21 protein-coding genes are annotated in these 19914 nt (G+C 67.5%); 11 read left to right on the forward strand and 10 right to left on the reverse strand.

Features of this window, described 5'->3' with window-relative positions:
* From sepX to galU, 6 genes are all read right to left on the reverse strand, one after another.
* A partial coding sequence (gene sepX, locus AC13HU_RS09095; RefSeq protein WP_483041263.1) for a divisome protein SepX/GlpR occupies positions 1-526 on the reverse strand: 526 nt, incomplete at its 3' end.
* Positions 527-654: 128 nt separating this feature from the next.
* The gene (locus tag AC13HU_RS09100; RefSeq protein ID WP_483041282.1) at positions 655-1275 is read right to left on the reverse strand and encodes a GNAT family N-acetyltransferase; all 621 of its coding nucleotides are present in this window, start codon (positions 1273-1275) and stop codon (positions 655-657) included.
* Positions 1272-1838 carry a MogA/MoaB family molybdenum cofactor biosynthesis protein gene (locus AC13HU_RS09105; RefSeq protein ID WP_483041264.1) on the reverse strand — a complete coding sequence of 189 codons (567 nt, stop codon included), beginning with the start codon at positions 1836-1838 and terminating at the stop codon, positions 1272-1274. Before AC13HU_RS09105 ends, AC13HU_RS09100 begins: the two co-directional genes overlap by 4 nt.
* The gene (gene moaC, locus AC13HU_RS09110) at positions 1835-2317 is read right to left on the reverse strand and encodes a cyclic pyranopterin monophosphate synthase MoaC (protein WP_483041265.1); all 483 of its coding nucleotides are present in this window, start codon (positions 2315-2317) and stop codon (positions 1835-1837) included. The genes AC13HU_RS09105 and moaC overlap by 4 nt, the downstream gene beginning before the upstream one ends.
* An 89-nt stretch (positions 2318-2406) precedes the next feature.
* The gene (gene glp, locus AC13HU_RS09115; protein WP_483041266.1) at positions 2407-3729 is read right to left on the reverse strand and encodes a molybdotransferase-like divisome protein Glp; all 1323 of its coding nucleotides are present in this window, start codon (positions 3727-3729) and stop codon (positions 2407-2409) included.
* Positions 3726-4634: a UTP--glucose-1-phosphate uridylyltransferase GalU gene (gene galU, locus AC13HU_RS09120; RefSeq protein ID WP_483041267.1), complete on the reverse strand. Its 909-nt coding sequence runs from the start codon at positions 4632-4634 to the stop codon at positions 3726-3728. The genes glp and galU overlap by 4 nt, the downstream gene beginning before the upstream one ends.
* A gap of 81 nt (positions 4635-4715) precedes the next feature.
* Here galU and AC13HU_RS09125 point away from each other — a divergent pair, with 81 nt between their 5' ends.
* Entirely contained in the window at positions 4716-5330 is a 615-nt protein-coding gene (locus AC13HU_RS09125; protein ID WP_483041268.1) for a 5-formyltetrahydrofolate cyclo-ligase, read from the forward strand.
* Here the strand turns inward: AC13HU_RS09125 and AC13HU_RS09130 are convergent.
* Positions 5320-8061 (reverse strand): penicillin acylase family protein, encoded by a 2742-nt coding sequence (locus AC13HU_RS09130; protein ID WP_483041269.1) that lies wholly within the window; start codon positions 8059-8061, stop codon positions 5320-5322. The genes AC13HU_RS09125 and AC13HU_RS09130 overlap by 11 nt on opposite strands.
* A 179-nt stretch (positions 8062-8240) precedes the next feature.
* On the opposite strand from AC13HU_RS09130, the gene AC13HU_RS09135 reads away from it, so the two are divergent.
* The 6 genes from AC13HU_RS09135 to AC13HU_RS09160 all read left to right on the forward strand — a co-directional run bounded on the left by AC13HU_RS09135 (position 8241) and on the right by AC13HU_RS09160 (position 13981).
* Positions 8241-9737: a potassium/proton antiporter gene (locus AC13HU_RS09135; protein ID WP_483041283.1), complete on the forward strand. Its 1497-nt coding sequence runs from the start codon at positions 8241-8243 to the stop codon at positions 9735-9737.
* A gap of 309 nt (positions 9738-10046) precedes the next feature.
* The gene (locus tag AC13HU_RS09140; RefSeq protein ID WP_483041270.1) at positions 10047-11276 is read left to right on the forward strand and encodes an MFS transporter; all 1230 of its coding nucleotides are present in this window, start codon (positions 10047-10049) and stop codon (positions 11274-11276) included.
* Between the two features lie 66 nt (positions 11277-11342).
* Positions 11343-11657, forward strand: a complete 315-nt coding sequence (locus AC13HU_RS09145) for an FmdB family zinc ribbon protein (RefSeq protein ID WP_483041271.1) — start codon at positions 11343-11345, stop codon at positions 11655-11657.
* 104 nt (positions 11658-11761) lie between these two features.
* Entirely contained in the window at positions 11762-12616 is an 855-nt protein-coding gene (locus AC13HU_RS09150) for an S-methyl-5'-thioadenosine phosphorylase (protein WP_483041272.1), read from the forward strand.
* Between the two features lie 492 nt (positions 12617-13108).
* The gene (locus AC13HU_RS09155) at positions 13109-13408 is read left to right on the forward strand and encodes a hypothetical protein (RefSeq protein ID WP_483041273.1); all 300 of its coding nucleotides are present in this window, start codon (positions 13109-13111) and stop codon (positions 13406-13408) included.
* A 102-nt stretch (positions 13409-13510) separates the two neighbouring features.
* A complete protein-coding gene (locus AC13HU_RS09160) occupies positions 13511-13981 on the forward strand; it encodes an MscL family protein (RefSeq protein ID WP_483041274.1) in 471 nt (156 codons plus the stop codon).
* A gap of 58 nt (positions 13982-14039) precedes the next feature.
* Here AC13HU_RS09160 and AC13HU_RS09165 read toward each other — a convergent pair whose 3' ends face one another.
* Entirely contained in the window at positions 14040-14288 is a 249-nt protein-coding gene (locus AC13HU_RS09165; RefSeq protein WP_483041275.1) for a hypothetical protein, read from the reverse strand.
* A 113-nt stretch (positions 14289-14401) separates the two neighbouring features.
* On the opposite strand from AC13HU_RS09165, the gene AC13HU_RS09170 reads away from it, so the two are divergent.
* A complete protein-coding gene (locus AC13HU_RS09170) occupies positions 14402-15574 on the forward strand; it encodes a PLP-dependent cysteine synthase family protein (RefSeq protein WP_483041276.1) in 1173 nt (390 codons plus the stop codon).
* A gap of 96 nt (positions 15575-15670) precedes the next feature.
* On the opposite strand, the gene AC13HU_RS09175 is transcribed toward AC13HU_RS09170, so the two are convergent.
* Positions 15671-16438, reverse strand: a complete 768-nt coding sequence (locus AC13HU_RS09175; protein ID WP_483041277.1) for a VIT1/CCC1 transporter family protein — start codon at positions 16436-16438, stop codon at positions 15671-15673.
* Positions 16439-16554: 116 nt separating this feature from the next.
* On the reverse strand, positions 16555-17550 hold the full coding sequence (locus AC13HU_RS09180; protein WP_483041278.1) for a sigma-70 family RNA polymerase sigma factor: 996 nt from the start codon (positions 17548-17550) through the stop codon (positions 16555-16557).
* Positions 17551-17751: 201 nt separating this feature from the next.
* Here AC13HU_RS09180 and AC13HU_RS09185 point away from each other — a divergent pair, with 201 nt between their 5' ends.
* The 3 genes from AC13HU_RS09185 (at position 17752) to AC13HU_RS09195 (ending at position 19794) form a co-directional block, all read left to right on the forward strand.
* A complete protein-coding gene (locus tag AC13HU_RS09185; RefSeq protein ID WP_483041279.1) occupies positions 17752-18261 on the forward strand; it encodes a GNAT family N-acetyltransferase in 510 nt (169 codons plus the stop codon).
* A 112-nt stretch (positions 18262-18373) separates the two neighbouring features.
* Entirely contained in the window at positions 18374-19159 is a 786-nt protein-coding gene (locus AC13HU_RS09190; protein WP_483041280.1) for a dioxygenase family protein, read from the forward strand.
* A gap of 20 nt (positions 19160-19179) precedes the next feature.
* Positions 19180-19794 carry a hypothetical protein gene (locus AC13HU_RS09195; protein WP_483041281.1) on the forward strand — a complete coding sequence of 205 codons (615 nt, stop codon included), beginning with the start codon at positions 19180-19182 and terminating at the stop codon, positions 19792-19794.
* The last annotated feature ends 120 nt before the right edge of the window (positions 19795-19914 follow it).

The raw sequence follows: 19914 nt of genomic DNA on the forward strand, positions 1-19914 counted from the left end.
GACCGATGTAGAAGGTGAGCAGGACCGCTGGGATGGCGGGGACCCAGAGCAGCGCGACCCCGCCGACGGCCGCGGCGATGGCGCCGATCGTGAAGGCGAGGAACAGCATGGTGGTGGTGCGGCGGCGGCGGGCGAGCAGCTGGGCGCGCTGGTTGACCGCACTCCGAGGGCCGGTCGCCTGGGCGCCGGGGGCCTGGGAGGCCGAGGGCGCCGGACGCGGGGCGGGGCGCCGTACCTCGGTCGCGGGCACGGCCAAGCCCCGGACGTCGACCGACCCGTCCGGCTCGTCCAGCTCATCCGGGTCGGCGTCGTCCGGAGCGTCGGCGGTGGGGTCGACGGTCTCACCGCGCGCCTTCGCGACGCGCCGCTCCATCGCCGCGCGCCCGGACAACAGCCGGATGGCGGTGCTGAAGCGTTCCGTCGGACGCGCCTCGTTGAGCTCATCCTGCCTACGGAGCCACATCGGCACCAGGTAGGCAGCCCAGGCCCCGACGATGACTGCATAGATGAGGCCGCTACTGCTCACGTGCTACACGGTAGGGGCGATCGAGACACGCCATTGGCAATTCGGCCCGGTGTGTCGCACGATCTGGCTGATACGTCGAGATTTTTGTGCGATGAGTGTGCGATGAGCTTTGCCGTCGAACAATAGTTTCATTTCTGGGGAGCGCCCGGTCTCGCCTGCCGCCATCGGCCGAGGAGCCCGTCCGGCACTTCTTCCGCCGTGAGCGCGTAGACGAGGTGGTCGCGCCATCCGCCGTCGATATGCAGATAGCGCGGACGCAGACCCTCCTCACGGAAGCCGAGCTTTTCGGCGACCCGGCGACTGGGCCCGTTCTCGGGGCGAATACAGACCTCCACCCGATGCAGTCCGACCCGCCGGAAGCAGTGGTCCACGGCGAGCGCGACGGACGTTGGCATCACCCCCCGGCCGGCAACCGCCTCGTCCACCCAGTAGCCGATGTGCGCGGAGCACATGGAGCCCCAGGTGATTCCCGCGACGGTGAGTTGACCCGCCAGCCGCCCCTGGTAGTCGATGACGAACGGCAGCATGCGCCCGGCGTTCGCCTCCCTGCGCAGATGTCTGACCATCTGACGGTACGTGGGACGTTGCACGACCTGCCCCGGCGGCGCGGGCGGCACCGTGGCCTCCCAGGGGCGCAGCCAGTCGCGGTTGCGCCGATTGACCTCGCGCCATGCGCGCTGGTCGCGCATCCGGATCGGGCGGAGGGTGATGTCACCGTCCACCAACTCGGCCGGCCAGGACCCGTTCAGCTCGGTCTCCCAGTGACGGATTGCGGATCATCGCCTGAGTGATGATCCGGCTGCTCTTTCGGGTGATCGCCGCCACGGATCTGATCGACGGCATGTACGACAATCGGCGCGAGCACCGCGAGGCCGTCCTTCACCCCGCCAGTCGAACCGGGAAGGTTCACCACCAGGGTGCGGCCGGCGACTCCCGCAACACCACGGGACAGTGCCGCGGTCGGCACCTTCCGCCCACCTGCCGCACGGATCGCCTCGGCGATGCCCGGTACCTCGTAGTCGAGCACCGCCCGGGTCACCTCGGGGGTGCGGTCGGTCGGCGAGACCCCGGTGCCGCCGGTGGTGACCACGACGTCGTAACCCGCGCCGACCGCAGCGGTGAGCTCCTCCCGCACGGGCTCTCCATCGGGCACGACCCGGGGGCCGTCCACCGCGAAGCCCCACTCGGTCAGAGCAGCAACGATCAGCGGGCCACCACAGTCCTCATACACCCCTGCGGAGGCCCGGTTCGACGCAGTGATCGCCAGGGCGCGCGGCGGGCCCGGCGGTCGGTCGCCGCTGTGCGCGGTCATGACCGCCGCCAGTCACCGGACTTGCCGCCGGTCTTCTCCTCGACCCGCACATCGGTGACGACGGCACCCTTGTCGACGGCCTTGACCATGTCGACGACGGTGAGCGCGGCGACCGCAACAGCGGTCAGCGCCTCCATCTCGACACCCGTGCGGTCAGTGGTCCTGACCGTCGCGGTGATCTCGACCGCCTCATCGGCGACCGTCAGGTCGATATTCACACCGGACAACGACAGCGGGTGACACAGCGGGATGAGGTCAGGGGTGCGCTTGGCACCCATGATGCCGGCGATCCGCGCGACAGCAAGCGCGTCACCCTTCGGCAGGCCGTCGGCGCGCAGGAGTTCGACAACTCGGGGAGCCACCAGGACGCGACCCGTGGCACGCGCGGTGCGTGCAGTGACGTCCTTCGCGGAGACGTCGACCATACGGGCTGCGCCAGCCTCGTCTACGTGGGTGAGGTGCTGCTGCGCGCTGCTCATCGTTCTCCCGGTGCGGTCGCCTGGGCAGACACCGTACCGGCCTGCGCCCGGGCGCGGCGCGCTGGCCCGCGAGCCGGGATGTCTGGGACCTAGTCCAGCACGACCACGTCGACTTCGCTGCCCGCGGCAAGCGAGGTGACGGCCTCCGGTACGACGATCAGTGAATCGGCATGTGCAAGGGACCTGACCAGGTGGGACGCGGCGCCACCCACGGGAGTGACGGCACCAGACCGCTTGTCGTACTGCGCGCGCAGGAACTGCCGCCTGCCATCCGGCGAGTCCTCGATCGCAGTGGTGCATGCTGCTTGTACGACCTTCCGATGAACGTCACTCGCGCCCATCAGCGTGCGAATGACCGGTCGTACGAACACCTCGAACGACACATACGCGCTCACCGGGTTGCCGGGCAGCGCCAGCAGCGGTGTGTGCTCGGGGCCGATCCGCCCGAAACCTTGCGGTTTACCTGGCTGCATGGCGAGTTTGCGGAAGTCGACAAATCCGGCGGCCTCCTCCGCACCCGCGCCGAACGAGCCGCCCAGTGACGACAGCGCCTCCTTGACGACGTCATAGGCGCCGACGCTGACTCCCCCGCTGGTGACGATGACGTCGGCGCGGATGAGTTGGTCCTCGATAGTGGCACGCAGCGTCTCAACCTCGTCTGCAACGGCGCCGACCCGGTAGGCGATGGCGCCGGCAGCCCTGGCCGCGGCGGTGAGGGCGAAGCTATTGGAGTCGTGGATACGGCCCGGGCCCAACTCCTCACCTGGTTGGGCCAACTCGCTGCCTGTGGAGACGACCACGACCCGCGGACGCGGTCGGACGGTGACCGTGCCGCGGCCGATCGCCGCCAGCAGCCCGATCTGCGGCGCGCCGAGCACAGTGCCCGCAGCGAGCGCCAGTTCCCCCGCCATGACGTCGCTGCCGCGGGCCCGCACGAACTGCCCCGTCTCCGGCGCCTTGTGCACACGCACCTCGCCACTGGCGCCCCCGGGGTCGTCACCGAAGGACGCCATGGAGTCGGCCGGTCCGCCGCCTGTACCGCCGTCGGTCCACTCGACGGGGACGACGGCCTCGGCACCGGGGGGGAGCGGGGCGCCGGTCATGATGCGGGCGGCCTGACCGGGTCCCACACTGGGCGGCTCTCCGCTACCGGCAGCGATGTCGCCAATCACGTCGAGCACGGCGGGGTGCTCAGGTGTCGCCGCCTTGGTGTCGGCAACCCTGACGGCATAACCGTCCATGGAGCTGTTCGGGAACGGCGGCAGCGAGGTCGGCACCGTCACGTCCTCGACCAGTACGCATCCTTGGGCGTCGAGGAGTTGCAGGTCGATCGGGTCCAGTGGGGAGAGCTGTCCGAGGATGTTGTCCAGGTGTTCTGTGACGGACCACAAACGATCGACGTCGTGACTCACTCTTGCATCTCCTCATTGACGTACGAACGCAGCCAGGTCCTGAAATCGGGCCCCAGGTCTTCACGTTCGCATGCCAGTCGGACAATCGCACGCAGATAGTCACCACGGTCGCCGGTGTCGTAGCGGCGACCGGTGAAGACGACGCCATGAACCGGGCCGCCGTCAGCCTCCTGGTGGGCCAACTCGCGCAGGGCGTCGGTGAGCTGGATCTCGCCGCCTTGACCCGGCTGGGTCTTCTTGAGCACCTCGAAAACCCCGGGGTCGAGCACGTACCGTCCGATGACGGCGTAGAAGGACGGCGCCTGCGAGGTCTCTGGCTTCTCGACCAGGTCGGTGACACGCACGACATCGGAGTAAGTGGTGGGCACTATGGCGGCCGACCCATACAGGTGGATGCTGGTCGGCTCGACCTCCATGAGCGCCACGACGCTCCCCCCGTACTCCTCCTGGACTGCGATCATCCGTGACAGTAGCGGGTCGCGCGGGTCGATGAGGTCGTCGCCGAGCAATACCGCGAACGGCTGTTCTCCGACGTGCGGTTCGGCGCACAGCACGGCGTGGCCCAGCCCCTTGGGGTCGCCCTGGCGCACGTAGTGCATGGTGGCGAGGTCACTCGGCTCGCGGACCCTCGCCAACCGGGACTCGTCGCCCTTGCGGCGGAGGGCTTCCTCGAGCTCGTAGTTGCGGTCGAAATGGTCCTCCAACGGCCGCTTGTTACGTCCGGTGACCATCAGCACATCAGACAGCTGCGCCGCAACTGCCTCCTCGACCACGTACTGGATCGCCGGCTTGTCCACCACCGGCAGCATCTCCTTGGGAGTGGCCTTGGTGGCTGGCAGGAACCTGGTGCCGAGCCCCGCCGCCGGGATGACAGCCTTGGAGATCCGTGTACGTGTACTCGTCATGCCGTGCACCATAGCGGCGAAGAATGTGGAGAAGATGAAGAACGGGTGGATTATGGCTTATACACAACGCTTGGGCATGGTATGAGCGAGATCCGAATGCGCAAGGCCGAGTTGCGGGCACGACTCCTTGAGACCAGGCGCGCGTTGACCGTGGGTGAACGCCAAGCGGCGAGCGCGGCACTGGTCCAGAGGGTACGTGACTGGGCTCCACTGGCAAGCGCCGAGACCGTGGCCGCCTACGCGTCCATGGGAACAGAGCCCGGGACGCATGATCTGATCAACGCCCTGCAGGCCCACGGCACACGTGTGCTTCTTCCTGTACTCCAGGACAACAACGACCTCGACTGGGCCGGCTACGACGGCACCGGCACCCTTGAACGCACCTCCCGCGGTCTCCTGGAGCCCGTGGGCGAGCTCCTGGGACCACAGGCCGTCACCGAGGCGAACGCGGTGCTGCTGCCCGGGCTCGCCGTGGACCACCACGGGGTGCGCCTGGGCCGCGGTGGCGGCTCGTACGACCGGGTACTGGAGCTCCTGGCCGCGGCCGGGACACATCCCGCACTCGCGGTGCTGTTGTACTCGCACGAGGTGGTCGACGCGGTTCCGTGTGAACCGCACGACCACCTCGTCGACGCCGCCATCACTCCCGAGGGCGTGCACCGCTTCCGTCACCCCGGGGGCGCCGCTACGGGGTGAGCGCCATCTTCGCCTTAGCGGCCTGGTCGACATGCTTGTCGGAGAAGTACCAGGGCAGCAGCTTCCCCGCGGCCCACAGGCTCGTCTGGTCGGTGTAGTGGGCGTTGTAGGCGTGACCTGATGCGCCTGTGAGATTGATCCAGCGGGACTTGTCGAAGTCCTGGAGGTTGACGATCATCCGCATGGAGGGCACCCATTCGACGTCGTACCCGCCGGCCGCGTTCCAGCCGGTGGCGTCGACGGCCGCCTCGCCGCCGCTGAGCTGCCAGGGGCCGCGGTTGAGCATCCACTTCAGGGCTCCGGGACCATCGGTGCCCAGCGTCTGGTTCTTCAGGTCCAGCTTGTGGAGACGGCCCCAGCTCCAGGTGTTTATGTCTTTGCCGAGCTTGGCGGTCAGTTCATAGCGGGCATCCTTCATGGCCTGCTCGAGCAGCTGGTCGCGGTCACTGTGGTGGGACACGTCCTGATCGACACCGAAGAACGCGGTCGTGGACATCGTCCACCACTGGCCGTCGGGGTGCTGGAGGATGTTGCGGACCACCTCGAACCAGCGGTCACCGCCGTCGGGCTGCGCCTCGTCGGCGTCCCGCTCTCCGCACTCCTCGATTGTCTTGGGCTTGCCGTCGAGGTTGTCGACCGGACCCGTCTCCCCGACGGGCGGCACCCTCAGACATTGGCCCTTGGGACGTAGCTCCTTGGGCAGCTTGTTGCCGAACGCCAGCTTCAGGACGTTGCGCCACACCGCGTTGAAGTACGCGGCAGCCGCCGAGTCCGAACCCTGGTTGTAGTCCCATCCTTCGAGCAGCTTTTGTGCGTCACGCACATAGTTGCCCTTGTCATTCGTGATGTTGATCTTCAACAGGTACGGCACGAGCAGCTTGGCGATCTCGCTGCTGTCGTCGTTCTGCATGGACTGCATGTCGTCCATGGAGATCTTGCCGCCGTCCTTGATCTTCGACGCGATCAGGTCGTTGATGCGCTGGCTGCGGGTGCCGTAGTCCCAGTCGTTCGTCAGCAGGTACGGATACTTGCTCTGGTCGATGATGGCCTGGTTCGCGGTGACGATGTAGCCGCTCGGCGGGTTGTACTCGTACGGCATCGACTTGAAGGGGATGTACTTCTTCCAGTCGTACTGCGAGTCCCAGCCGGGCACGGGATAGGTGCCGTCGTCGCCTGCGGCGCGGATCGGGACCTTACCGGGCGCCTGGTAGCCGATGTGGCCCTTGGTGTCGGCGTAGATGAGGTTCTGCGACGGCACGGCGAAGTCCGCGGCCGCCCCGCGGAACTGGGTGAAATCCGTCGCCCTGTCGAGCTCGAAGACGGCGTCCATGGTCTTCGACGGCTGCAGCGCGGTCCAGTTCAGAGCAACCGCGTAGCCGCCATTGACGCCCCCCGGCGGATCGGTGACGGGCGCGGTCTCGCCGACGGTGCGAAGTTCGTCGCTGCGGTCGGAGATCACGGGACCGTTGTTCGTCTCGCGGACGGTGATCGTACGAGGCTTAGCGCCGGCGACCTTGATTGTCTCGAGACGCGTCTTGAACGGCACCTGCTTGCCGTCGCGCAGATACGTCTTGGCGGTGACCTTCTCCAGGTACAGGTCGGTCACATCGGCGCCCAGGTTGGTCATGCCCCAGGCGATGTCCTGGTTGTGGCCGATGATCACACCGGGCATGCCTGAGAAGGTGAAGCCCGTGACGTCGTAGGGGCACGCCTTGCTCACCGTGCGGCAGTGCAGGCCCATCTGATACCAGACGGACGGCAGCTGCGGCGCAAGGTGCGGATCGTTGGCGAGCAGCGGCTTGCCCGTCGTCGTGTACTGACCGGACACCACCCAGGAGTTCGAGCCGATGCCGCTGCCGGTCGGACCGAGCAGCGTGGGCATCTGGTCGATGATCTGAGAAATCCCGGCAAGCTGGGTGTCGACCGTGCTGCTGAGACCCTGCGGGTCACTTGAACTGGTGGAGTTCTGCGAGTCGGCCGAACCTGCAGGCGTGTACATCTTGGTGGTCGGGTCGACCGTCCCCGCCTCGACGATCGGCTGATTGCGACTGTAGGGATAGTCGGGATAGAGCTGCTTGATCTGCGCCTGACTGAGTCGGCTCGTCATCAGGGTGCGGTCGATCTCGTCCTGCATGTTGTCGCGCAGATCCCACGCCATGGCCTTCAACCACGCAACCGAGTCGACGGGTGTCCAGGGCTCCGGTTTGTAGTTGTTGCTCAAGGACAACGCGGCGTACTCCACCGACAGCGAGGCGCCACTGTGGTCCTTCAGATACGCGTTGACACCATCGGTGTACGCGCGCAGGTACTCCTTCGTGGAGGCGTCGAGCTCGGTGTCGTACTCCTTCTGCGCGATGCCGTGCCAGTTCAGGGTGCGCAGGAAGGCATCAGTCTCGACCTCGCTCTTGCCGAACATCTCCGACAGCCGCCCTGAGGTGAGGTGGCGGCGCACGTCCATCTCGTAGAAGCGGTCCTGCGCCTGAACGTAGCCCTGGGCGCGGAAGAGGTCGTCGGGGGTGTCTGCGTAGATCTGCGGGATGCCGTTGGCGTCCCGGTCGACATCGACCGGCGCGGACAGGCCCTTGAGCTTCAAGGAGCCCGACGTCTGCGGGAAGGAGGCGCGCACCGTGCTGACGCTCCAGTACGACCCGTAGCCGAGGCCCGCCACGAGCAGGAGCACGACCGCAATCACGATGAGTCGTAGGCGGCGGGACTTCTTCCGTGCGGGCATCGCTGTCCTTCGAGGGGCAGGGTGGACCGGATGATCAAGTGCTGGTTGTGCAAGGGCAACCATAGGCGTACGGCCTGCGCCCGGGAGACGCGGCGTCCAGGTGACCATGCCGTGAACCAAGGAACGTCAAGCGAGGGTAAATTATTAGGTAAGGCAATGAAGTTGAAAGGATCGAGCCCCTGACTGTCCACCACCTGAACGAGATCCTGCTGATCGGCGCCTCGGTCCTCCTGGTCGCTGTGATCGCCGTGCGGCTCGCCTCACGCAGCGGGCTTCCGACGCTCCTCATCTACCTCGGCATCGGCGTGATTATCGGGCAGGACGGCCTGTTCGGCTTCACCTTTGACGATGTTCAGCTCACCCAAGTGCTGGGCTACGCGGCGCTGGTGGTGATCCTCGCCGAGGGCGGCCTCGGCACAAAGTGGCACGAGATCAAGCCTGTGGTTCCTGCGGCCGCCGTCCTGGCCACCGTCGGCCTGCTGGCGAGCGTGTTCGTCACCGCCGGTGCCGCGCACTACCTGGTCGGCCTCGGCTGGCGCCAAGCGCTGATCATCGGCGCGGTGGTGTCGTCGACGGACGCTGCCGCGGTGTTCTCGGTACTGCGGAACATCTCGCTTCCCAAACGGGTGACTGGCGTCCTGGAGGCGGAGTCAGGGTTCAACGACGCCCCGGTGGTGATCCTCGTGGTGGCGTTCTCCGCGGCCGGCCCCATCGACCACTGGTATCAGCTGCTCGGCGAGATCGCGCTGGAACTGGTGATCGGCGCCGCTATCGGATTCGCGGTGGGCTGGATCGGCGCGTACGGACTCAAGCACGTCGCCCTGCCCGCGTCGGGTTTGTACCCGATCGCCGTCATGGCCATCGCGGTGACCGCCTACGCTGCCGGCGCCATGGCACACGGCTCAGGCTTCCTCGCGGTCTACATCGCCTCACTCATCCTTGGCAACGCCAAGCTGCCGCACCGCCCCGCGACGCGCGGCTTCGCCGAAGGACTCGGCTGGATCGCGCAGATCGGCTTGTTCGTCCTGCTCGGGCTCCTGGTGACGCCGCACGAGCTGGGCGATGACATCGTGCCTGCCATCATCATCGGACTCTTCCTCACGCTGGTCGCCCGGCCCGTGTCGGTCGTCGTCAGCCTGGTGCCGTTCGGTGTCCCATGGCGCGACCAGGCGCTGATGTCGTGGGCTGGGCTGAGAGGCGCGGTGCCTATCGTCCTGGCGACCATCCCCATGGTCGCCGATGTCACGGACAGCAAACGGATCTTCAACATCGTCTTCGTCCTTGTGATCATCTACACCCTGGTGCAAGGGCCAACACTGCCCTGGATGGCTCGGCACTTGCACCTGGGCGATGTCGACGGGGCCGGGACCGCCGACCTGGGCATCGAGTCCGCGCCTCTGGAACGGCTGCAGGGGCACCTGTTGTCCGTCGCGATCCCGAGCGGCTCCAAGATGCACGGCGTCGAGGTCGGCGAGCTCAGACTGCCACAAGGCGCTGCTGTGACGCTCGTGGTGCGCGACGGCAAGAGCTTCGTGCCTCTGCCGGCGACGATGTTGCGCAGAGGGGACGAACTGCTCGTCGTGACCACCGATCCCGTACGCGACGCGACCGAGGACAGGCTTCGCGCCGTCGGACGCGGCGGCAAGCTGGCGGGCTGGCTGAGCAGCGGCCGATGACTTCCGGTGGCACGGATGAGGTGAGGTTTACGTATGATGAGCCGGTATTTGTCGAGTGCGACCCCTGCCTGACGCAGGACCGGCGCGGTTATCGCGCTGAGCGGACGGTCCTCGGCGCAAGCGCGACCATAGGTGCGTGCACGCGTCACCAGGCGGCAGAAAGTCCGGAACGTGGCATCCAAGGTGCCCACCTCTTCACCGTCCCCCTTGCCTTCTTCGTCTCCCCAACCTCCGCCAGGTGCGTCCGGCCCGACCACGCCCGGCGCAAAGCCGGACGGAGGAACTCGAAGCCCGGGGTACCGCGGCCTTATGCGCACCACCGGAGCATGGGCATTCGTCCTGCCCGGCCTCGCCGCGCGGCAACCGTTCGCGATGCTCACCATCAGCATGGTGCTGTTGGTGCGGCATGTGACCGGTTCCTACGGGATGGCGGGTGCCGCGGCGGCCATTACGGGGGCGGCGAGCGCATTGTGTGCTCCGCAAGGCGGCCGACTCGCCGACCGCTACGGGCAGCGCGCGGTGCTGCTGCCAGGAGTCGCCCTGCACGCGCTATCCGTCACCGCAGTGGTGGTGCTGGCCGTGTCCGGAGCGCCCGCGTGGGCGCTCCTCGCCACAGCCGTACCTGCGGGCGCCACCGTCCCCCAGGTCGGACCCATGGTGCGATCGCGCTGGGCTGTCGCGCTGGACGACCCCTCGTCGCCTCTCATGCAGACCGCGGCCGCCTTCGAGTCGGTGACCGACGAACTCACCTTTGTCGTGGGTCCTGTCATCGCGACAGCGCTGTGCACAGGCGTCCACCCGGCGGCCGGGCTGGTAGCCGAAGCCGCACTGACGCTCATCGGCGGCATACTCTTCGCGGCCCAACGACGGTCGGAACCGAGGCCGCACCAATCGTCGGCGGACGGCGGAGGCACGAACGCCTCCGCTTTGTCGCTGCCGGGGGTGCGCGCCTTGGTGGTTGCGTTCCTAGGCGTCGGCGCAGTGTTCGGCGGTATGCAGGTGTCGCTCGCCGCGTTCACACAGGAGATCGGCCGACCAGGGCTGAACGGCGTGCTCTACGGCACGTTCGCGGCCGGTAACATGCTGGCTGGCACGGTCTACGGTGCCGTCTCCTGGCGCCACGCGCCCCGCACTCGGCTACTCGCCGCCTATGTGGGCCTCGCGGTGGCCTGCGCGCCTCTGTTGGCCGCCCACTCCCTCGCCTTGTTGAGCGTGCTTCCCTTGATCGCAGGTCTGTTCATCGCGCCCACGATCGTGACCGGGTACTCACTTGTCGACGCTCTGGTGCCGAGAACGGCTCGGACCGAGGCGTTCACATGGTTGACCGGAGCAGTCGCGTTCGGGCAGGCGATAGCGGTGACTTTGGCCGGTCTGCTGACCGACGCTCAAGGTTCGTCGGCCGGTTTCACGGTGCCGCTGGCGGGCACATCGCTGGCACTCGCGGTGCTCCTTGGACTCCGCGGGCGGCTGGTGCCCGCTCCCTCCGGAGCGGGCGTGACGGGTGGGATCGGTCACCGTCCGCCGGTCTCAGTGGACTGACGGCGGGAAATACTGCACTATTGAGCGTCGTTAGCACTCAACAAGTGAGAGTGCCAGGAGGAGCAAGTGCCGACGTACCAGTACCAGTGCACCGAGTGCGGCGAGGCCCTAGAGGCGGTGCAGAAGTTCAGCGACGACGCGCTGACCGAGTGCCCCAACTGCGGCGGACGGCTGCGCAAGGTCTTCTCGGCAGTGGGCGTGGTCTTCAAGGGCTCCGGTTTCTATCGGACCGACAGCCGCGGCTCGTCGTCGAGTAGCACTCCGGCACCCAAGAGTGGCGGTTCGGACGCCAAGTCCACCGAAAGCAGCAAATCGTCGAGCTCGAGCAGCACGACGACGTCTGGCACCTCCTCGTCGTCGAGCAGCACTTCGGCCGCCTGACCCGCACATTCACCGCCTGCTCGGCACTCGAAGACCTTACGAACCCCTGCTGTCCTTACAGCAGGGGTTCGTTGCGTCGCCAGCCGCCGATTAGGCTGATCCGCATGGTGGAGAGCAGCGCCGCGCGGGCGCAGGCCGAGATCGGCGTCATCGGTGGATCGGGGTTCTACTCATTTCTCGACGATGTGACAGAAGTCACCGTCGATACTCCTTACGGTGCTCCCAGCGACTCTCTGTTCATCGGCGAGGTCGCTGGACGCCGGGTGGCATTCCTGCCGCGGCATGGTCGCAAGCACCACCTGCCGCCGCACAGGATCAACTACCGCGCCAATGTGTGGGCACTCGCGTCGGTCGGAGCACGCCAGATCCTCGGGCCATGCGCGGTTGGAGGCTTGCGCGCGCAATACGGCCCCGGCACTCTCCTCGTTCCCGACCAGCTGGTCGATCGGACGAAAGGCCGCGTCCAGACGTACTTCGACGGCGAGACCCGGGCCGACGGCAAGACTCCCAACGTGGTGCATGTGACCTTCGCCGATCCCTACTGCCCCGTCGGCCGGAGCGCCGCGATCAGCACCGCGAGGGCGGGCGGCTGGGAAGCCGTGGATGGGGGGACGCTGGTCGTCGTGGAAGGGCCGCGGTTCTCCACGCGCGCGGAATCCCTATGGCATGCCGCACAGGGATGGTCGGTTGTGGGGATGACCGGACATCCCGAGGCAGTACTCTCCCGGGAACTCGGCCTCTGCTACACGTCGTTGACGCTGGTTACAGACCTGGACGCAGGCGCGGACACCGGCGACGGAGTCTCGCACGAGGAGGTCCTTGAGGTGTTCTCGGCCAACGTCGGGCGGATGCGCGACGTCCTCTTCGATGTGGTCGGGGCGTTGCCCGCCGACAGCGAGCGGAACTGCCTGTGCGTGAACCCGCTGGGCGGCCAGGAAGCCGGCATCACGCTTCCCTAGCGACACCGGCCCCGTAAGTCAACGAGCAGAATACTTTTCACCCCGATGGGCAGCCGGTTTTCCACAGGACGCCTGTTATCCACAGGGGCTCGAACGGTGCTGCAGAAAATGCGCCATCGTGGATACGCCGACTGATTGCGGTCGGCTATCTCCCTCCACGTCGGGCGGTGTTCGAGCATGCATTTCCCCAATCCCCCCTTGTCTTCTGCTTGCGTTCCCACTGGGTCGCACCTCAAATCGACATCAGGCTCGCCTGAGCCGTACACGCCGCCGCGCATCGCGGTGCCGGTCTTCCCACCCATCCGCGCCAGCGGACGAGGCGGGGGAAGACTCGGTGCGGTACTTCGACGCAAACGGCGGCACCTTGCCACCGGGTTGGCCGTGGCGGCTGCAGTAGTCGCCGTGTCCTCGGCGCACGGTGCCTCGCCACCACGCAATCTGGCGGCACTCCGCGCGACCGCGCCAACCTCACCGACCGCCGCCGCATCGCATGTGAGTCCCGCGACGCGGCTGGTGAAGGCGCCCGTGCGGATCGCCGATCCCGAGGCGGTAGCTCTTCTGCACCCGGGCGAGCACGTGGATGTGCTCGCCGGCGCCCGTGTGGTGGCTTCGAACGTCGCCGTCGTCTCAGTGCCGCCGAACTCCGCCCAGCCTCAGCAGGCGGCACCCGTAGCGCCCGAGAACGTCGGCGCTGGTGGCGGGGCGCTGATCGTGCTGGCCGTGCCTCGTCGTACGGCCGCGGCGCTGTCCGGAGCGGCCGCGACGTCGCCCCTGGGGGTGGCGATGTGCTGAATCATCCGTTCGCGAGAGGAAATCGGACAGCCTCGTCTCCCAACGCCCTCCCTGACGACGCACATCAATTCGCCACAGCGAGGTCCGACGGGAGGTACAACGGTGGGCGGCAAGGGCAGCCCAAGCCTGGCGGCAGAGCTCAAGGAATTCATCACACGCGGGAAAACGATCGATCTCGCGGCCGCGGCGTTCATAGGTGCCGCGTGCAGCAATGTCGTGAACTCGGTGGTGAGCGGGTTCATCAACCTGCTCGTCGGTGCATTCGGTATGAAGGGACTCGCTGGGTACTCGTCCTGTCGCAAAGGACCGTGCAAGGCGAATGGCAAGGGCAACGTGGTCGGCGGCGCTCCGATCATGTGGGGGTCGGTGCTGAGCGTCAGCCTGACGTTCCCGATCACCGCGGCGGCAGTCGCGTACTCTCCCAAGACCATGCCGACGATCCGCTACCTGGCGCACAAGGCCGCAAGGTGCAAGCCGCTGGAGACGGCTATGCGAGGCAAGACACCCGAAGCCGACGAGATCGTGCTGCTGCCGGACGTCCTGGTCGCGTCCTGCGGTGGCGCCAGCAGCTGATCGGCGTGGCGAACACGGTCCGTGGGACCGGTGACGGCGTCGGCGGGCTGGAACCGCTTCAGATGTGGTGCGGCGGCTTCTCGTTGAGGAACCGCGTGAAGTCGTCGTCCACCCCGCCCGAGGGAGAGTCGCCCCAGCCCCGGTCGGTGTCGTCAGCCGATAGCCGGTCGAGCGGGTCGTCGAAGACCAATCCGGCACCCGCGGGGGCCGACGCGGCGTCGGCCGACGGGCCGCCCGAGGAGGGGCCGACGGCGGGCCTAGTGCCCGAAGCCGAGGGCTCGCGTCCGGACTCGTCACCTGTGCTCATGGCACCAGGGTACGGCGCTGCGCAGGACTCACGGGAGCCGTCCCCACCCAAGAAGGTGTACAGAGATACCCAAAGTGTCCGTTGGAGGCGCCAGGCCGGATATACCTGGCCTCATGGACACCCCGAAGCCGACGCCGTCCCCAGCGCCACCACCCGCAAGCGGACTCGTGCAGGTACTGGACATCGACCGCAGCGACCACGCGTACCGTCGCTGGTTGAGCACTGCTGTGGCGAAGGTCCATGCCGACGCCAACAGGTCCGCCGATACCCATTTGCTGTCAGTTCCGCTCCCGGCGGATTGGGGCGTCGACCTCTATCTGAAGGACGAGTCGACCCATCCGACGGGCTCGCTCAAGCACCGACTGGCCCGCTCCCTGTTCCTCTACGCCCTATGCAACGGATGGATCCGACCGGGGCGCCCGGTGATCGAGGCTTCGAGCGGCTCGACGGCGGTCTCGGAGGCGTACTTCGCCCGCCTGATCGGTGTCCCCTTTGTGGCCGTGATGGCCCGCGGAACGGTACAGGCGAAGGTGGAACTGATCGAGTTCCAGGGCGGCCGGTGCCATCTGGTCGACAACCCGAGCGAAGTGTACGAGGCGGCCGCCCGGCTGGCCGGGGAGACCGGCGGCCACTACATGGACCAGTTCACGTACGCGGAGCGCGCGACGGACTGGCGGGGCAACAACAACATCGCGGAGTCGATCTTCAGGCAGATGGCCGCCGAACGCCATCCGGTCCCGACCTGGATCGTGGCGACCGCGGGGACGGGGGGCACCTCTGCGACGCTGGCCCGGTACGTACGGTACGCGCAGGCGACGACGGGCATCTGCGTGGCCGATCCGGAGAACTCGGCATTCTTCCCGGGCTGGCGGGACGGCGACCCGGGTGTCACGACGGCGACCGGGTCGCGGATCGAGGGGATCGGCCGGCAGCGGGTGGAGCCGAGTTTCGTGCCGGGTGCGATCGACCGGATGATGCGGGTGCCGGACGCGGCCTCGGTCGCCGCCGTCCGCGTCCTGGTGAAGCTGCTGGGACGAAGGGCCGGAGCCTCGACGGGGACCGGCCTTTGGGCGGCTTTCCGAATCATCTCCGAGATGCGTGAGCGCGGTGAGCACGGCAGCGTCGTCGGGCTGCTGTGTGATCCGGGCGAACGCTATGTGGAGAAGTACTATGCGGACGCGTGGCTGGCCAAGCAGGGCATTGACATCGCGCCATATCTGGATTGCCTGGAGCGGTTCCTGCGCACGGGGCGGTTGGACGGCCCGGAAGCAGACAGCTCCGATTGAGCCGCGCCGCCTTCTTCCGCTGTCCGGCTGGCTTCGCCGACTGGCGGGTCTGGATGTGGTGCTCGTTGTGGTCCTGGATACGTGCCAGGGTCTGCCTCAGACCCCGGTGGCCCCGAGGAGTGTGCCGACGGCATAGGTGACGGCCATCGCGATGACACCACCCGCGACGTTGCGGACGACGGCGGGGCGTACCGGGGCATTGCCGAGGCGAGCGCTGATCCGACCGCACGTGACGAGCGCGACGAGCACGGAGACGACGGTGACGGTCAGGCGCCAGCCGTGCGGCGGCAGCACGATGGCAAGCAGCGGCAGCAAGGCGCCGGCTGTGAAGGAGACGAAGCTTGCCCAGGCCGCATGCCAGGGATTGGCGAGTTCGTCGGGATCGATGCCGAGCTCGACGCGTGCGTGGGCGCCCAGGGCGTCGCGGGCGGTGAGTTGCTCGGCGACCTCGCGGGCGAGCTCGTGGGTGATGCCGCGTTCTTCGAGCAGGCCGGTGAGTTCGGCGAGCTCTGCTTGGGGGGTGGCGGCGAGTTCTTCGCGTTCGACGGCGAGGGCGGCCTGCTCGGAGTCGCGCTGGGTACTGACGGAGACGTACTCGCCGGCGGCCATCGACAGGGAGCCGGCGAGCAGTCCGGCGAGACCGGCGGTGAGGAGTGCGGAGCGGGAGTCGGTGGCTCCGGCGACGCCGACGACGATGCCGGCGGTAGAGACCACTCCGTCGTTGGCGCCGAGGACGGCGGCGCGCAGCCAGTTCAGACGGGCTCCGAGGCCACTGTGGTGTGGCTCGTCGGGACGTTCACCGGGGGGGTCCGGTAGATCCGGTGCATCGGGGTCTTCGCTGCTGCCGGCGCGGTCGTCGCTCATGGCAGGCAGCGTCTCATTCCGTGCCCGGTCGGCGTCGGCAGGACAGGCCGAACCCCGGCGCGGGGGGGATGCACCGGGGTTCGGGTCTTGGGGCCACGGGTTGCGTGGCGGTGCGGTTATGCCGCTTCGTAGTCCAGGCCGGTGGCGCGCGCCATCCGCTTGAGATCGGCGAGGGCATGCTTTTCGATCTGGCGAATGCGTTCGCGGGTAAGGCCGTGTTCCTTGCCGACCTCGGTCAGAGTGCGTTCGCGGCCGTCCACGATGCCGTAGCGGGCCCGGATGATGGACGCGGTGCGGTCGTCGAGACGGTCGATGAGGCCGTCGAGCTCCTCGCGGCGCAGCATGACGAGGACGGAGTCCTCCGGGGAAGGCGCGGCGCCGTCTTCGACGAGGTCGCCGAATTCGGTTTCGCCTTCGGCGTCGACCGACATGTTGAGCGAGACCGGGTCGCGGGCCCAGTCCAGGACATCGGAGACGCGTTCCGGGGTGGATCCCAGTTCGGTGGCGATCTCGGAGGGTTCGGCGTCGCGGCCGTTCTCACGGTTGAATTCTCGCTGGACGCGGCGGATCCTGCCGAGTTCCTCGACGAGGTGGACGGGCAGCCGGATGGTGCGGGACTGGTCGGCGATGGAACGCGTGATGGCCTGGCGAATCCACCAGGTCGCGTAGGTGGAGAACTTGAAGCCCTTGGCGTAGTCGAACTTCTCGACGGCGCGAACCAGGCCGGCGTTCCCTTCCTGGATCAGGTCGAGCAGCGGCAGACCACTGCGCGGGTAGCGTCGAGCGACGGCGACGACCAGGCGTAGGTTGGAACGGATGAAGATGTCCTTGGCGCGTTCGCCTGTGGCGACGAGCGCTTCGAGTTCCTCCCGCTTGGCGTCGCCGCCCGCGGATGCGGGCAGTTCGGCGGCGGCGGCGAGTATGCGCTCCGCGTAGACGCCTGCTTCGATGTCGCGGGAGAGCTCAACCTCCCTGGCGGCGTCGAGCAGCGGTGTGCGCGCGATCTCGTCCAGGTACATGCCGACGAGGTCGCGGTCGGCGACTTCCCCGCCTGCGGCGCGAACGCTGCTGGTCCCGCCTGCGTGACGACGGGCGACGGCACGGGTTGCCATGCGTGCTCCCTTTCGAAGGTGCGGTCGGTCTCTTTGTAGGATCAGGTCGGTCGCTTCGTCGGCTTCCTTAGTTCTGCGGCTTCCCCATCCGCTCTGGATAACGACTGGAATACGGACACAATTCCCATGTCGTCACCTGTTTTTTATGATCATGCAGTATCCTGTTCGGCCACACAGAGGTGCCACATGGTGGCAGATCGTATGAACGTGCAGGTCGGCCCTGGCGGCGAGGCCGATCTGGCGGCCCTGACGGACATCTACAACCACTACGTCCGCGAGACAGCCGTCACGTTCGACATCGCCCCCCTCACGCCCGGTGAACGCCGTCCGTGGCTGCTCTCCCATCCGGAAGACGGCCCTCATCGGCTGATGGTTGCTCGGATACCCGGTTCGGGCGGGCGAGTTCTCGGCTACGCGACCAGTAGCGCGTTCCGCCCGAAGGCCGCGTACGCGACGTCGGTGGAGAGCAGCATCTACCTGGCATCGGACGTTGGCGGGCGCGGCATCGGGACTTTGCTTTACCAGCGGCTTTTCGAGGAGCTGGCGAGCGAGGACGTCCACCGGGCGTACGCGGGCATCACTCTCCCAAATGACGCATCGGTGCGCATCCATGAGCGGTTCGGGTTCCGGCAGATCGGCCTTTACGAGGAGGTGGGTCGCAAGTTCGGCGACTACCACGACGTGGCGTGGTTCGAGAAGCGGCTCACCTGAGCCCGCCACCCGCCCGGCCGGCTGGGTGCGGACGCCACCCGAAGCCACTCTTTGAAGTTTCAAGCGCATCGGATACCGTCTGGACATACGCTTGAATCTTCAAGGAGGCGCGATGACCACGGCGACACCGGAGCGCATGCCCGCGCTCTATCTCTCGCACGGCGCGCCGCCACTGGCGGACGACCCCGTGTGGCCGGGGGAACTCGCCGCCTGGGCGGCCGCCCTGCCCCGTCCGAAGGCGATCCTGATCGTCTCGGCGCACTGGGAGGAGGCGCCCCTGGCAATCGGCGCGACCAGCCGCGTGCCCTTGGTGTACGACTTCTGGGGCTTCCCCGAGCACTACTACCAGGTGACGTACAACGCGCCTGGTGCCCCGGCGCTCGCCGAGGATGTGCGCAAGCTGCTGCGCGGCGCCGGGCGGCCGGTGCAGGACGTGCCCGACCGCGGCCTGGACCACGGCGCATACGTGCCACTGGTGGAGATGTTTCCGGCCGCCGACATCCCGGTGCTCCAGGTGTCGATGCCGACGCTGGAGCCGCAGAAGCTGATGGACATCGGGCGCAGGCTCGCGCCGCTGCGTGATGAGGGGGTGCTGATCGTCGGCAGCGGTTTCTTCACGCACAATCTGGCGGCGCTGCGGCACGCGGGCAGCGGGCCGCCGAGTTGGTCGACCGAGTTCGACGACTGGGGGCATCGGGCATTGGGTGCCCAGGACGTCGACGGGCTGCTGGACTTCGAGCACGCGTCTCCCTCAGGGCGGCTGGCGCATCCGCGTACCGAACACTTCGCGCCGTTGTTCGTTACGCTCGGCGCCGGCGAGTCCGAACTCGGCAGTCAGCGCAGCATCATCGACGGCTTCTGGATGGGGCTCGCCAAGCGTTCCGTCCAGTTCGGCTGAACAGGAAGACACTCATACCCATGCGGAATCGACGTATCGCGACGGGCATGGCGGTGCTGGCCGGGGCAGCCCTGCTGACGGCTTGCGGGTCGAACGGCGGCGATGGTTCATCGAGCAAGACCGACGCCGCCGACAGCAAGGGCAGCCGCCCCTCCACCTCGACGCTGTCCTGGCCAGCGCCCGCCGACGCCTCGGCACATGTGAAGGCGGCGGGGCTGCCCATGCTCGGCCAGGAAGGCCAGGTGCTGCACATCCACAGCCACCTGGACGTGTACGTGGATGGCAGGGTGGTGACGGTTCCGGCCGAGGTCGGCATCGACGAGGCCGCGCAGCAGATCAGTCCACTGCACACGCACGACACTTCGGGTGTCGTGCACATCGAGTCGCCCGTGAAGCGGGACTTCACGCTCGGTGAGTTCATGACCGAGTGGAACGTGCCGATCAGCAAGGACGCACTCGGTCCACTGAGGACCGGCGGCGGCAAGGAACTGCACGTGTACGTCAACGGCAAGGAGCGTACGGGTGACCCCGCCGCCTTGCAACTGACCGCACATGAGGAGATCGCGATCGTCTACGGCTCCCCTGACGACAAGGTGCGGGTGCCCTCTTCGTACGACTGGCCCGAGGGTCTGTAGCAGGCGCCCGGGTGGCTCCCAGGCGCCTGGTGCCTGAGCAGTAAGGCGTCGAGGCGGCCCTCACATCCAGGTGGCCGGACTCCCTCGCCACGGTGGCTACGACAAAGGGCAGGTCCCCGC

This window comes from Streptomyces sp. NH27 (genome assembly GCF_056859195.1).

Bases quoted from the DNA above. Each gene is read 5' to 3' on its own strand.
- AC13HU_RS09185 (WP_483041279.1), top strand. From the start codon at position 17,752: ATGAACGTGCAGGTCGGCCCTGGCGGCGAGGCCGATCTGGCGGCCCTG.
- AC13HU_RS09165 (WP_483041275.1), bottom strand. From the start codon at position 14,288: ATGAGCACAGGTGACGAGTCCGGACGCGAGCCCTCGGCTTCGGGCACT.
- AC13HU_RS09105 (WP_483041264.1), bottom strand. From the start codon at position 1,838: ATGACCGCGCACAGCGGCGACCGACCGCCGGGCCCGCCGCGCGCCCTG.
- AC13HU_RS09125 (WP_483041268.1), top strand. From the start codon at position 4,716: ATGAGCGAGATCCGAATGCGCAAGGCCGAGTTGCGGGCACGACTCCTT.
- AC13HU_RS09190 (WP_483041280.1), top strand. From the start codon at position 18,374: ATGACCACGGCGACACCGGAGCGCATGCCCGCGCTCTATCTCTCGCAC.
- AC13HU_RS09175 (WP_483041277.1), bottom strand. From the start codon at position 16,438: ATGAGCGACGACCGCGCCGGCAGCAGCGAAGACCCCGATGCACCGGAT.
- AC13HU_RS09195 (WP_483041281.1), top strand. From the start codon at position 19,180: ATGCGGAATCGACGTATCGCGACGGGCATGGCGGTGCTGGCCGGGGCA.
- AC13HU_RS09130 (WP_483041269.1), bottom strand. From the start codon at position 8,061: ATGCCCGCACGGAAGAAGTCCCGCCGCCTACGACTCATCGTGATTGCG.
- AC13HU_RS09170 (WP_483041276.1), top strand. From the start codon at position 14,402: ATGGACACCCCGAAGCCGACGCCGTCCCCAGCGCCACCACCCGCAAGC.
- AC13HU_RS09140 (WP_483041270.1), top strand. From the start codon at position 10,047: ATGCGCACCACCGGAGCATGGGCATTCGTCCTGCCCGGCCTCGCCGCG.
- AC13HU_RS09180 (WP_483041278.1), bottom strand. From the start codon at position 17,550: ATGGCAACCCGTGCCGTCGCCCGTCGTCACGCAGGCGGGACCAGCAGC.
- AC13HU_RS09150 (WP_483041272.1), top strand. From the start codon at position 11,762: ATGGTGGAGAGCAGCGCCGCGCGGGCGCAGGCCGAGATCGGCGTCATC.
- moaC (WP_483041265.1), bottom strand. From the start codon at position 2,317: ATGAGCAGCGCGCAGCAGCACCTCACCCACGTAGACGAGGCTGGCGCA.
- galU (WP_483041267.1), bottom strand. From the start codon at position 4,634: ATGACGAGTACACGTACACGGATCTCCAAGGCTGTCATCCCGGCGGCG.